We start from the raw sequence: 12,817 nt of genomic DNA on the forward strand, positions 1-12,817 counted from the left end.
ACTTCGACCACCACCGTATTGCTACGGCCGTGGCTGAAGCTCTGCTTCACCTTGCCGGTCTCGACCGTGCGCTTCAGCCCCAAGGGTGCGCGCATTCCGAGTTTCGGCTTGTCGTTGTCGGTGTCGCTCATGCGCTCGCTCAAATTCCTGTGCTCGCCGAACCCGCGGTCGGGTCGGCCGTAATGTCGGGTGCCGATGGCCCTCGCGCGTCATCGGCGCAAGGTTCAGCGGCACGTTCGGGTCCGATAAAATGCAGCCAGCGGGTCAGCGCGTCGCGCACCCGCTTGGCCGCCTGGGCGTCCGTCAGGCCAGCATGTACCACGCGGCCCAATGCCACGGACAATGTGGTGCGTGTCACCGGCAAAACCAAGCCCTTGAGGGTCGAGCCTTCGCGATCCGACCCTACGCGCCACGCCTGTGCCAGCTTGGCCGCCCCATCGGGGCGCGCGTCGTGCGCGTGGAGCAGGAGGTGCAGCTGGCCGCTGTGCTGCGGTTTCGATGCGTTCGGCACCGATCAGCAGATGTCCTGCCTTTGCCTCCAGCCCCAGCCGGTCCAGCGCCGCGCGTTCGAGCTGGGTCGCGATTCGCGCCGGAAGATCGGTCGGGATCGACAGGGGCGCGCCCTTGAAGGCCCGCGCGCGCGAAAGCTTGCCATTGGCGATGGCCGTTTCCAGTTCGGCGCGCGTCACCCCGATCCACGCGCCACGGCCGGGGGCCTTGGCACGCACGTCGGGGGACGTCACCGTCGGGGGAAAGGGCATCAGCCCCTCGCGCGGCCCGGAGTCGCGCGAGAGGATGCAGGTGCGGTCGTTCATGCCGCACCTCCCAATCGTAATTCGTCGTTCCCGCGAAGGGGCGCTCCGCAAAGTAGCACTTGCGGAGACCGCGAGGGCGGGCATCAATTCTGGCAGACGTTGCGGCTCCTCGCCATTCAGCCAGAATTTACCCCCGCCTGCGCGGGGGCGACGACCTTTTGTGCTGGTCAGCCGACCCGTATCATTGCTCGGATTCCCGCATCAGCGTCCTCCTGAGCCGGCTCTTCGTCCGCGAACCAGTGGGCGCGGGCGGCCATGATGATCTCGTTACCCTGCTCTTCCGACAGACCGTACTGGCCAGAACGCCGCCCTTGTCGCCTTCGCGCTGCGGTGCCGGCTTGTCGGCATCGTTGCGGCGGCGCGGTTCCTGGCGCTTCTTCGCGATCAGTTCGTCGGTCGCCAGGTCGGCAAGGTCGTCGAGCGTCTTGATCCCCGCCTTGCCGAGCGTGACCAGCATCGCTTCGGTCAGATACGGCATCTCGGCCAGCGCGTCCTCGACGCCCAGGGCGCGGCGCTCTTCGCGCTGCGCGGTCTCGCGCCGCTCGAGCGCTTCGGCGGCGCGGCTCTGGAGCTCCTGCGCCAGATCCTCGTCGAAGCCCTCGATGCTCGCCAGTTCGTCGAGCTCGACATAAGCGACCTCTTCCAGCGCGCCGAAGCCTTCGGCGACGAGCAGCTGCGCCAGCGTCTCGTCGACGTCGAGCTCGTTCTGGAACATCTCGCTGTTGGCCACGAATTCCTGCTGCCGCTTCTCGCTCGAATCGGTCTCGGTCAGGATGTCGATCGCCTTGCCGGTCAGCTGGCTGGCCAGACGCACGTTCTGGCCGCGACGGCCGATGGCGAGGCTGAGCTGATCGTCGGGAACGACGACCTCGATGCGGTCCTCTTCCTCGTCGATGACGACGCGGGCGACGTTCGCCGGCTGCAGCGCGTTGACGACGAAGGTCGCGGTGTCGGGCGACCAGGGGATGATGTCGATCTTCTCACCCTGCATTTCCTGGACGACCGCCTGCACGCGGCTGCCCTTCATGCCGACGCAGGCGCCGACCGGATCGATGCCCGAATCATGGCTGATGACGCCGATCTTGGCGCGGCTGCCCGGGTCGCGCGCGGCGGCCTTGATCTCGATGATGCCGTCGTAGATTTCGGGCACTTCCTGCGCGAACAGCTTCTTCATGAAGTCCGGATGCGCGCGGCTGAGGAAGATCTGCGGCCCGCGGTTCTCACGGCGGACGTTCAGGATGATCGAACGGACGCGGTCGCCGACGCGGACCAGTTCGCGCGGGATCTGCTGGTCGCGGCGGATGACGCCTTCGGCGCGGCCCAGATCAACGACGATGTGACCGAATTCGACGCGCTTGGCGACGCCGATGATGATCTCGCCCTGGCGATCCTTGAATTCTTCATACTGGCGCTCGCGCTCGGCATCGCGGACCTTCTGGAAGATGATCTGCTTCGATGCCTGCGCCTGGATGCGGCCGAATTCGATCGGGGGCAGCGGATCGACGATGAAGTCGCCGACCTGGGCGTCCTTCTGCAACTTCTGCGCGCCCTTCAGGTCGACCTGCTTGAAATAGTCGTCGACCTGCTCGACCACCTCGACGACGCGCCACAGACGCAGATCGCCGGTGTTCGGATCGAGCTTTGCGCGGATGTCGTTTTCCGAGCCATAGCGGTTCTTGGCCGCGCGCTGGATCGCGTCCTCCATCGCCTCGATGACGATGGCCTTGTCGATCAGCTTTTCCTTCGCAACCGAATCGGCGATCGCGATCAGTTCGGCGCGGTTTGCGGTGATGCCGCCGGACGGGGACGAGGCCATTGCGCTTATTCCTCAGTTTCGATGATCTTGTCGGCGCCCTGCGTCGACAATGGTGCGGTTGCGGCGATCAGCTTGTCGGTGATGACGAGCTTCGCGTCGGAAATTTGGGCAAAGGGGACGGTCATCGGCTGATGGCCGCGGACGTCGACGGTGACGGTGTCGCCTTCGATGCCGGCGAGCGTGCCGTTCAGTTGCTTGCGCCCGTCGATCTTCTCCGCAAGCGTCACGCGCGCTTCATGCCCCGCCCAGTCGGCATAGTCCTTCAGGCGGGTCAGCGGACGGTCGATGCCGGGCGACGACACTTCCAGGCGATAGGCGTAATCGATCGGATCCTTGCCCGCTTCCTCCAGCGCGTCGAACACGTCGGAGATACGGCGCGACAGGTCGGCACAGTCGTCGATCGTCAGCTGACGCGTGTCGGGCCGTTCGGCCATGACCTGCAGCGTCGGGTCGGACTGGCCGCCGAACATCTTCACGCGCACGAGGTCCAGCCCCAAAGCCTTCGCTTCGGGTTCGATGAGCGCGGTCAGATGCGCGATGTCGGCCAAACGCCAGTCTCCAGATACGAACATGCAACCTCGCTGCCGGCCCCGGTGGGACCAGCCTCGGCATGTATGACGATGTCGAGAAGGCATGCGGGATATAGAGCGAAGCGGGCGTGCGCGCAAGCGGCGTGGACGATTAGCGCGGCTTTAACCCACTTTGTGCCAGGATCAGTCCATCCGTTGGAGAAGCGCATCATGTACGAAGGCAAGATCGTCGCCGAAGCCGCCGTTGCGATGCCGCGGGACGTACGCCGTACCCTGGGCCGGCCCGACCGCGACCAAGGCAGCGCGGCGCTCGGTCTGGCGGTGCTGGTGATCGGGCTCCCGTTGCTCGCGGTGCGCATGTTTGTCTGGGCGGTGATAACCGACCTGCGCAAGCTCGGCCGCCTGGCCGGCGTCATCGGTGCGGCCGTGCGCGACGCGCGGCGATAGCGTAACACGCGAAACCTCGATCCGACTTGGGCGTTGCCGTGGAACATTTTCCCGGGAACATCTTCATGCGTCTCACCGCCATCCTGCTTGCCACGACTCTCATCGCCTGCACCGAAACGACCCCCGGCAATGCGCAGAATGCCGCTGCGCCGACCCCGGCAGGGCAGGGTACCGCGACCGCGGGGCTTCCGTTCGCCGTTACCGAGGTCGCCGATCTGACCTCCCCCTGGGCGATGGCCTTTCTTCCCGACGGGCGATTGCTGGTGACCGAAAAGGCCGGCGAGATGCTGCTGCTGTCGGGCGACGGCAGGCAGAAGCGCACCATCGCGACGATCCCGGTCGACAGTGCCGGCCAGGGCGGATTGATGGACGTCGTTCTTGCGCCGGGCTTCGCGCGGAACCGGCAGGTCTATTTCAGCTATTCGACCGCCGGCGCCGGCGGCAAGGGCGTGGTACTGGCGCGCGGCGTGCTGTCGGGCGCAGCCGGAGCGGAACAGTTGACCGGTATCACCGAGTTGTTCCGCGCGACGCCGTTCGTCGAGGGTAATGGCCATTATTCCGGCCGCATCGCCTTTGCCCCCGATGGCCGGCACCTGTTCTTCACCAATGGCGAGCGGCAGAAGTTCACCCCTGCGCAAGACCCGAAGGCGACACTGGGCAAAGTGCTGCGGCTGACACTTGACGGAAAGCCCGCGGGCGATCCGGGCCTGACCGCCAAGGGCTTCCATCCGGCCGTCTGGTCCTATGGCCACCGCAATCTGCTGGGCATCGCGTTCGACCGCGCGGGCAATCTGTGGGAGCAGGAGATGGGGCCGGAGGGCGGCGACGAGGTCAATCTGATCCTGCCCGGCCGCAACTATGGCTATCCCAAGGTGTCGAACGGCCGCAACTATGGTGCTGCGACCGACGACATCCCCGATCACGCGCCCGGCGACGGGTTCGAAGCGCCCAAGGTCTGGTGGACACCCGTCATCTCGCCGGCCGGACTGCTCGTCTATACCGGTGCGATGTTCCCCGAGTGGCAGGGCGATCTCTTCATCGGCGGTCTGTCGTCGAAGGCGCTGATCCGGGTCGATGTGAACGGGACCTCCGCGACCAAGGGTGACCAGTGGCCAATGGGCACCCGCATCCGCGATGTCGATCAGGGGCCGGACGGTGCGATCTGGCTGTTGGAGGACGGGCAGCGTGGCAGCAACGGTCGCGTCATCAAGCTTACGAAGCGATGAAAAGCGGCAGGGCGTTCGGGCCCATCGGCCCTCCCGCGAAGGTGGGAGCACGCAGCCACGAGCAGCCGGCCCGACACACCTAGGCTCCCGCCTTGCGGGAACACGGCGGAGTGGAGACCAATTCAATCCGTTCGTGCTGAGCTTGTCGAACCACCGTTCTTCGTGCCGCCGGCGATGCGCGGGCGTAATGTGGAACAGGGACAGTGGTTCGACTTCGCTCGGCACCCAACGACGGAAGCGTAACGGTCATGGCCCCGCCGCGGCGAAGCCGCGTCGTCGGTCGTCGCTTAGGCGACGCCGGCCGTGGGTCGGGCCGTGACGCGGAATAGCTGCGCTATTCCGCTGCCCTCCCCTTGAATCCCTGTGCCACGACATACCATTCGCTCGACCCCTTCCGGCTGGCCGGGGGCTTGGCATGTTTCACGCTCGTAAAATTGCGCTTCATCTCGGCCACCAGCGCCGAATCCGCGCCGCCTGCGAACACCTTCGCAACGAAGGTGCCGCCCTTCTCCAGCACGTCGATCGCGAAGGCGACCGCGGTTTCGACCAGGGCCATGGTGCGCAATGCATCGGTCTGGGGATGGCCGACGGTGTTCGCCGCCATGTCGGAGATGACCAGGTCCGGCGCGCCGCCCAATGCCTCGATCAGCACGTCGGGCGCCTTGTCGTCCATGAAGTCCATCTGGAAGATGGTGACGCCGTCGATCGGGTCGACCGGCAACAGATCGATGCCGACGATCGCGGCCTTGGGGCAGTATTTGCGTACGACCTGCGCCCATCCACCCGGCGCGATGCCCAGGTCGACGACCCGCTTCGCCCCGCGCAGGATCGTGAATCGCTCGTCGAGTTCGGTCAGCTTGTACGCCGCGCGGCTGCGATAGCCTTCCGCCTTCGCGCGCTTCACGTACGGGTCGTTCAGCTGCCGCTCGAGCCAGCGGGTCGATTGGGCTGTCCGTCCGCGCGCGGTCTTGACGCGGGTCCGCCCGCCGCTGCCGCCCCGGCTCACTGGCGGGTCCCCATCAGGCGGCGCAGGATGCCTTCGCGAATGCCGCGGTCGGCGATGCCGAGTTGTTCGGCGGGCCAGATGTCCAGAATTTCCTCCAGGATGGCGCAGCCCGCGACGACCAGGTCGGCGCGTTCGGGGCCGATGCACGGCACCTTGGCGCGGCCGGCGACGTCCAGGCTGGCGATGTGTCGGCTGACGTCGCGCATCGCGCCCGCCGGCATGATGAGTCCGTCGACCGCCGAGCGGTCATAGCTGTCGAGGCCGAGGTGTACGCTGGCCAGCGTCGTCACCGTGCCCGATGTGCCCAGCAACCGCCGCCGCTCGACGTCGCGTGGCAGGCGCCCGGCGAACGGCGCGAAGCTGGCCCGCACCAGTGCGCGCATCGCGGCATAGCCGTCCTTCGCCGCGCTTTCGGTCAGCGACACCACCCCCCAGGGCGCGCTGTGCCAGTCGAGCACGGTCGGCACCGCGCTGCGCGTGTCGACCAGGACCAGCTCGGTCGACCCGCCGCCGATGTCGAAGACCAGCGCCGCCCCCTCGCCCGGCTCGATCAACGCGTGGCAGCCGAGCACCGCCAGCCGTGCCTCTTCCTCTGCCGAGATGATGTCCAGCATGATGCCCGTCTCGCGGTACGCACGCTGGATGAACTCCGGGCCGTTGGTAGCTCGGCGACACGCTTCGGTCGCGACCGAGCGGGCGAGCGCCACGTCGCGGCGCTTCAGCTTGTCGGCGCACACCCGCAAGGCAGCGATGGTCCGCTCGATCGCCTCGTCGCTCAGGCGACCGGTCGCAGCGAGGCCTTCGCCCAGCCGAACGATCCGGCTGAAGGCGTCGACGACCGCGAAGCCCTGGCCCTGCGGCCGGGCAATGAGCAGGCGACAATTGTTGGTGCCAAGATCCAGCGCGGCGTAATGCCGCGCCTGCGGCCAGCGGCCATGCGCTGGCGATCGTGGGGCCGGACGGGGCGCGTGGGCACGCGGTCCGTACGGCCCTCGGGCGGAAACATCCCCCACGGCCGTAACTTTCTTCTTATCGTTCTCGTCCGTCACGACCGCGAACCGGTCGTTCGGTGCTTGGATGCGAAGGTAACGGTTCATCGCACGATCGACAAGAGACGTCCGCATAAGTGGTTGACAGCCTCGACGACTTGCGACTAGAGGCCCGCCTCCCAATGGATCGTTGCCCGATCCTCTAATGGTAAGAGAGCGGACTCTGACTCCGTCAATCAAGGTTCGAATCCTTGTCGGGCATCCATCTTCGATTGCGGTATCAGGTAGCGATCGCGCCTAGATCCGGATGGCGCTTTTGACGCCCTTTCCTGATATCAGCGAGCATCCGAACCCTCGCCATTTCCTGAAGTGGCGGCATCCCGCGCTGGCCGGACAGCATGAAGCTGCGGCGCTTCCTTCGAGCTGGAAGCGTTCGGGATTGTTCGAATGTCCCTCGAGGAACCGACGGCTTGGCGCGGCGGCTCGGGCCGGCATTCCGGTCCGGTGACGTCATCTTGCCGCGGAGGCCGGGGGCGTCGAGCCCGCTAACCACCCACCATAGCTTCCGATACACGCGGCGAGGCCCAAATTGCACGCGATTAGGGCGGCTGCATACCGCCAGGAAATCGCGATCGGCCAGTCCCAGACAGAACTCGCCACGAGGGCCAGTAAATAGCCGCAGGCCACACCGAGAAACGAGCCCGCGATCGTGAGAATAAGGTTCTCGATGATGATCTGTCGCGCGACGTTATGGCGGAGCGCACCCATTGCCATCCGGATCGCGAATTCGCGCCGGCGAAGTTGGCAAGCGGCGATCGTCACGGCGCAATAGCAAATGACGCTGACGAGGATGACTATGGCCGTGATACTTGCAAGCAATCGCGCCACCATGTTCCGTTGACGTTCCTGATCACGGACGCTCGCCTCGGGATCGTCGAAGAGATAGGGCGAAAGCCGGGTCTGCGGCACACCGTGACGCTTTCGCAGAAGCGTGTCTGCGCTCGTTCGCGCGGCCGCCATGTCTTCGCCTTCCGGAAAGAAGAGCGTAAGCCAACTCACCGCTCGCCGCGGCTCCTCCTCCTGGCCAAAATATCGTTTGACGATCTGGAAGGGCAGGATCGCCGCGTCGACGAAACGACGCGCCGGACGTGTATCCGGATATCGCAACACGCCGATGATTTCGCAGCTCACGCCTGAAAGATGCAGCGTTCGACCCACGGTCGCGCCATCGCCGAGCTGATCTGCCGCGCCACTACCGAGCAGGCAGACGCGCGCATTCTCCTCCAGTTCGGTTTCGGTAAACCACCGGCCTGATGCAAGCGGCGTATCCAGTTCGGACCGATACTGACCGAGCACGCCATAGACCGGAATATTGGCGGCGCCGTTTTCGAAGCGGACTGCAGCTCGGCCCGTCGTCCAAGTCGCCGCTTCCGTCGCTCGCGGCATGGCTTGGCGAAGGAATGTCAGATCATCCAGACTCGGCGGGCCTACTCGTTCGTTCGTGATCTCGTTCGCACGAATCGTTAGCGTAAAGGCAGAGCGTCCGAAGCTCATCCGACGCAGGATGTCATCGAAGCCTCCGATGATCGCGGTGCAGAAGAAGACCGAGCTCACAGCACACATGACCGTGATCAATATCGTCCCACTCCGCCAGCGGGCGGAGCCGATGCCCCAAAGCGCCGACTGCAGCGTGATGTTCATTCATCCGCCTCGAGACGTCCCCGATGCATAGCGAGGCGACGCGACAACCGGCCCATGACAAGCGGGTCATGGGTGGAACACACGACCAAGGTTCCGCGGCTTGCGGATGCGGCCAGCGCGTCGATGACTGCGAGGCTGTTCGCCTCGTCTAGCGACGCCGTCGGCTCATCGCAGATGAGGATCGCTGGCTCCTTCAGAAGCGCACGCAGCAGTGCGATCCGCTGTCGCTCGCCACCCGACAGATTGTCGACCGGCCTGTCTGCGAAGCCATGCAGATGATACTCCGCGAGCTTCATGAAGGCCTTCTCCCGGGCTCGTTTGCCGGACCAGCCCATGTAGCGCAGCGGCAGCGTCAGATTGCCGATGACCGACATATTCGCCAGCAACCCTGCATCCTGGAAGAGAAAGCCGATCCGGTCCCGCCGTAGACGCGCGATGCGACGATCCAGCTTGCCGGGTGTCACGATTTCTTCGCCGATCCGCAGCGTACCGGCACTCGGCGCGTCGAGCAGACCGATCAGGTTGAGCAGGGTAGATTTCCCGCAGCCCGACGGCCCGATCACGCCGACGAACGAGCCTGCATGCAGATCGAAGTCGACACTATCCACCGCGGTCGTTTGGGTAGCGCCGGATCCGAACCGGCGACTGACGCCGCGCGCTTCGATAAGCGGGCTCATGTTTCTTTCGGAGGGACCCGGCGTGCCTCGCCCAGCACGACCGTCTCGCCGGGCCGCAGGCCGCTGATCGCGGCAAAGACATCCTCTCCCTGTTCACCTACCCGGATCAGCCGTCGAACGGGCTTTCCGCCCTCCAGCACGAAGATTCGCCGCAGCCCCTTCGAAAACAGAAAGCCGAATTCATATCCTTCCCCCATAGCGATCGCCAGTCGCCGTTCCTCGGCATCTTTCGCACTCTGCAGCGCCTTCGTCATCGAGGGCGTCATCAGCGGAATATAGTCAGGGGGGCGGAAATACAGTGCCTTCACCGGCACCTTCAGTACGTTGCGTGCATCGGCATTCACGAACTCGACATTGGCTGTCATACCGGGGCGAATGGTCGGGTTCGAACGCGTAAACGACAGCGAGATCGTATAGTAAATGAACCGACCCTCTTTGATCGGGCGGTTGCTGATGTAGGCGATGGTCGCAGGAAAAGTCTCGTTTGGAGCCGTATCGACGCTGAACCGTATGTTTTCCGCCTGCTGTGCCCGCGCAAGATCCTGTTCGGGGACCTTTACCTTGACCTGAAGCGCGTCGCCGCCGCCCGCCAGGTAGAACGCATCGGCGAGCGAGGGACCGACGATCTGACCCGGTACGATCGAAACATCCTCCACCGTGCAGGAACAGGGTGATCGAAGGATTTCCTGCTCAGCGACCCGGGTCCGCAGGCGGGATGTTCTCGACGTCAACGCCGCCAGCTTGCGCTCCGCACTGCGAACATTGAGTTGCTCGGACTCGAGATCCTTTGCTTCCGCAGCCAATCGCGCATTCGGAACGAACCCTTTTTCATGAAGCTGCTTGACGCCGGCAAAGGTCGCCGCAGCCTTCGCCTGCCGATTGTGGGCGATCTCAAGCGCAATGCGCGCCTGTTCGAGATCAATCGAAGCGTCGTTCGCAGCGTCGGATGGTTCACGCAGCGAAAGGCGCGCAAGCGGCTGTCCCTTTACGACGTGATCACCCAGTCGGGCGGAAACGGACACGACCTGCGCGTCGGCAAGAACCGGCACCATCATCTCGATGGGCTGGCGGACATCGCCGACGGCCTGGACGATGTCTCGTAAGTCGCCGCGCTGAACGTCGATCGTTTCATAGCGCTGCTGATCTTCACGGTCCGAACAGGACAGCAAGGTAAGAAGGATCAGCGGAAGCAACGGCCGGACGGGATTTCCAAACATCACGCCTCGTCTTTGTCCGTTCACCGTAGGATCTGATCGATAATCGTGGCGCCACCCACTCCATCTTGACGCAGCATGAGACCATGACGGATCGAGATGTAATATCGCAGATCCTGTATCGTGATGCTTTCCACCGCCGGTACTGATCTGACATCCCGGACCCTGACGGGACGGACCACCCGGAACACCTTCGCAGCTTCGGTAAGCTGGCCAGTCCTTATGTCAGCGCAACCCAGGAGCTTCACCCGCATCTGGCCATTGATGGTCCGCGGCGATCCGTTGATGTTCGAGTATTCATCAAAAGGTATGGACGTGATCTGCCCGACGGGGGCGTGCCATATACCATCCGCCGCCGCACCGTACCGCCATCGGCGATAGATAAAGTCCCCGGGTACCCCATCCTGCAATGACAGTATGCCGAATAAAGATCGCGAATAGTCGCCCTTTTGACCGAGCATAGCGCTGCCCGGTCGGATGAAATACTCCGACCTTGATACGGTAGTGGCGGAGGCGTTCTTCAGCTGTGTGGCAAATTTGCTCGATGATCCGTCCGAGAAGCGATAAATTACCGTCGCTCCGATGAAGGCTTTGGGGATGGCCCATTTTGCCACCGACTCCGAAGCATTGCACTGGCGGATTCGGGCAGACGACGATGCGGCCGTTGCTCCCCCTGCGGAAAGCGTAAAGGCAGTTGCTACGAGGGATAGTTTCAGCCGTATCAACGCATGTCGCCGGTTGTGCTGCGCTCGGTTGTCCAAATATGGTTGCAAGTTGGGGCAATCTCTTACGCGTTTAGTGGGCTATGCAGCAGCCACGAGCCTTACGATTGCCGGTGCGGCGCTTGAAGATAGGAGTATAACTTCCTTATGTTTTACCTTTTTTAGCCTGATCGTCGGGCGTCAATTATTTGAAATTGTCTGCTGAAAATATTACGCCGATTCTCTATTGATTATTTTGACGTAATGCAAATTAAATTTGTATCCAATTTTGCTCTTATGCAAATGTCATTAGTAGCATGCGATGAAGCCGATCACTCTGAAATATTAGAGCTAAATTCCTGATTAAAATGGTGCTTTGGGTACTGTTCGGCGTGTATGCCTTGTTCTCAAAGTCGGGAAGGACACCGTCCCCGACCGTAACGACGATCCGTCCCTTAGGCCGGGCGCGTCGATCTTTTTGTCGCGCCCGATCCCACGCCTGCGTCGAACACCGACACCGCCTGCTGGCGGAAGTTCCGATTGGCGATATGGGCGGGCCGGACTAAAGACGGCGCCATCGACGGCTTGAACGCGAAGCTGTCGCTTCGACCTGTCCTGGTTCGAACCGGATTGCAGTTCCGAGAGTCCGAAAAATTTTGCATTCGATGTGGCGGTCGACGTCACTTCGGTTGAGATCGGCGCCGGCTTGTGCGCAAAGTGCGGACGATGTCCGCTGACGATCCCCTGCGACTGACCGACCGGCAAATCGATTGCCTGCGCCTGGTCGGCCAGGGGCTGTCGTCGAAGGAGATCGCTGCCGAGCTCGGCATTTCCCACCACACCGTCGACCTGCATCTCAAGCGGGCGATCCGCACCCTTGGGGTCGCCACCCGGCGCGATGCGGCGCGCCGGTGGGATGCGATCGCGGCGCAGGAAGGGGGCGCCGGGTCGGTCGAGACGCGCGCGCTTGCACTGGAACCGGCGACCCTGCCCGAGGAGGCGGCGGAGGCGCCGGCTGCCGGGGATACCCAGCCATTGGATACCCAGCCGGCCGGGCTTGCCGAACCGGCCCCGATTGCAGCCATAATGACCCCAGCCGGACACGACCGCCGCCCCAGGCTGCGGCTCCCGTTCCTCCGGCAAGGGAGGCAGTATAATGATCTGGAACCTGCCGCCCGTCTGGGCTGGATCGCGGCGTTGTCGCTGGCGATGCTCCTGGCGGCGGCGAATTTCCTGAACGGGCTCCGGGCTCTTCACGACCTGGTCTTCTGACCTTTCCGAACAGTGCAAACCATCGACGCGGTCGCCAAGGGGTGGCCGCGAAGGAGATCCGTCATGCCTTCTCCCAAGACGATTGCGGCCGTCCGCATCGCCCGGTCGCTCCAGCCGGCCGAGCTCGCCGCCAACCAGGCCGCGCTCAAGGTCCTCGCCATGGGCACCGCCGTGCTGACCGCGCGCGCCGACGGCACCTTCCTTCCGCTCGAGGCGCAGCGCGCGGTCGACTATATCGGCGATGCGACCAGCAAGGTCTTCGCTGCGATGAAGGACATCAAGAGCGCGCATGGCGAACTGAAAGCCGCGGCGATCCGTCACGACGTGCTGGGCCAGGGCGACATCTTCGAGACGCCCGACGGCAAGGAAACCCACGGCGCCCTGCCGACGCTCGCCGCGGTCGCCTGATGACCGCATTGACAG

14 protein-coding genes and 1 tRNA gene are annotated in these 12,817 nt (G+C 64.0%); 5 read left to right on the plus strand and 10 right to left on the minus strand.

The genetic code is table 11. From position 1 onward, the window contains the following. The 4 genes from JW805_00300 to rimP form a co-directional block, all read right to left on the minus strand. Positions 1–131 (minus strand): IF-2-associated domain-containing protein (locus tag JW805_00300; GenBank protein ID MBN2970455.1); only part of this gene is annotated, 131 nt, incomplete at its 3' end. Positions 132–224: 93 nt separating this feature from the next. Next, positions 225–815 (minus strand): DUF448 domain-containing protein, encoded by a 591-nt coding sequence (locus JW805_00305; protein MBN2970456.1) that lies wholly within the window; start codon positions 813–815, stop codon positions 225–227. Between the two features lie 181 nt (positions 816–996). Continuing rightward, positions 997–2,631 (minus strand): transcription termination/antitermination protein NusA, encoded by a 1,635-nt coding sequence (gene nusA / locus JW805_00310; protein ID MBN2970457.1) that lies wholly within the window; start codon positions 2,629–2,631, stop codon positions 997–999. Between the two features lie 5 nt (positions 2,632–2,636). Continuing rightward, the gene (rimP, locus tag JW805_00315) at positions 2,637–3,203 is read right to left on the minus strand and encodes a ribosome maturation protein RimP (protein ID MBN2970458.1); all 567 of its coding nucleotides are present in this window, start codon (positions 3,201–3,203) and stop codon (positions 2,637–2,639) included. A 168-nt stretch (positions 3,204–3,371) separates the two neighbouring features. Between rimP and JW805_00320 the strand changes: the two genes are divergently transcribed. Both JW805_00320 and JW805_00325 read left to right on the plus strand, forming a co-directional pair. After that, on the plus strand, positions 3,372–3,608 hold the full coding sequence (locus JW805_00320; protein ID MBN2970459.1) for a hypothetical protein: 237 nt from the start codon (positions 3,372–3,374) through the stop codon (positions 3,606–3,608). A 65-nt stretch (positions 3,609–3,673) separates the two neighbouring features. Continuing rightward, positions 3,674–4,834, plus strand: coding sequence for a PQQ-dependent sugar dehydrogenase (locus JW805_00325; GenBank protein MBN2970460.1), 1,161 nt, complete (start codon positions 3,674–3,676; stop codon positions 4,832–4,834). A gap of 334 nt (positions 4,835–5,168) precedes the next feature. On the opposite strand, the gene JW805_00330 is transcribed toward JW805_00325, so the two are convergent. Together JW805_00330 and JW805_00335 are read right to left on the minus strand one after the other, a co-directional pair. Next, on the minus strand, positions 5,169–5,840 hold the full coding sequence (locus tag JW805_00330; GenBank protein MBN2970461.1) for an RlmE family RNA methyltransferase: 672 nt from the start codon (positions 5,838–5,840) through the stop codon (positions 5,169–5,171). Beyond that, positions 5,837–6,937 carry a Ppx/GppA family phosphatase gene (locus tag JW805_00335; GenBank protein MBN2970462.1) on the minus strand — a complete coding sequence of 367 codons (1,101 nt, stop codon included), beginning with the start codon at positions 6,935–6,937 and terminating at the stop codon, positions 5,837–5,839. The genes JW805_00330 and JW805_00335 overlap by 4 nt, the downstream gene beginning before the upstream one ends. Positions 6,938–7,020: 83 nt before the next feature. On the opposite strand from JW805_00335, the gene JW805_00340 reads away from it, so the two are divergent. Further along, positions 7,021–7,094, plus strand: a tRNA-Gln gene (locus JW805_00340). Positions 7,095–7,339: 245 nt separating this feature from the next. Here JW805_00340 and JW805_00345 read toward each other — a convergent pair. From JW805_00345 to JW805_00360, 4 genes are read right to left on the minus strand one after another with little or no spacing between them, the layout of a single operon-like run. Continuing rightward, the gene (locus JW805_00345) at positions 7,340–8,530 is read right to left on the minus strand and encodes an ABC transporter permease (GenBank protein ID MBN2970463.1); all 1,191 of its coding nucleotides are present in this window, start codon (positions 8,528–8,530) and stop codon (positions 7,340–7,342) included. Beyond that, entirely contained in the window at positions 8,527–9,207 is a 681-nt protein-coding gene (locus JW805_00350; GenBank protein MBN2970464.1) for an ABC transporter ATP-binding protein, read from the minus strand. Before JW805_00350 ends, JW805_00345 begins: the two co-directional genes overlap by 4 nt. Beyond that, entirely contained in the window at positions 9,204–10,424 is a 1,221-nt protein-coding gene (locus tag JW805_00355) for an efflux RND transporter periplasmic adaptor subunit (protein MBN2970465.1), read from the minus strand. The genes JW805_00350 and JW805_00355 overlap by 4 nt, the downstream gene beginning before the upstream one ends. Positions 10,425–10,444: 20 nt before the next feature. Further along, positions 10,445–11,035 carry a hypothetical protein gene (locus JW805_00360; protein MBN2970466.1) on the minus strand — a complete coding sequence of 197 codons (591 nt, stop codon included), beginning with the start codon at positions 11,033–11,035 and terminating at the stop codon, positions 10,445–10,447. Positions 11,036–11,848: 813 nt separating this feature from the next. Here JW805_00360 and JW805_00365 point away from each other — a divergent pair. Together JW805_00365 and JW805_00370 are read left to right on the plus strand one after the other, a co-directional pair. Next, positions 11,849–12,394 carry a helix-turn-helix transcriptional regulator gene (locus JW805_00365; GenBank protein MBN2970467.1) on the plus strand — a complete coding sequence of 182 codons (546 nt, stop codon included), beginning with the start codon at positions 11,849–11,851 and terminating at the stop codon, positions 12,392–12,394. A 63-nt stretch (positions 12,395–12,457) separates the two neighbouring features. Next, on the plus strand, positions 12,458–12,802 hold the full coding sequence (locus JW805_00370; protein ID MBN2970468.1) for a hypothetical protein: 345 nt from the start codon (positions 12,458–12,460) through the stop codon (positions 12,800–12,802). The last annotated feature ends 15 nt before the right edge of the window (positions 12,803–12,817 follow it).

This window comes from Roseomonas aeriglobus, assembly GCA_016937575.1.
GTDB lineage: Bacteria > Pseudomonadota > Alphaproteobacteria > Sphingomonadales > Sphingomonadaceae > Sphingomonas > Sphingomonas aerigloba.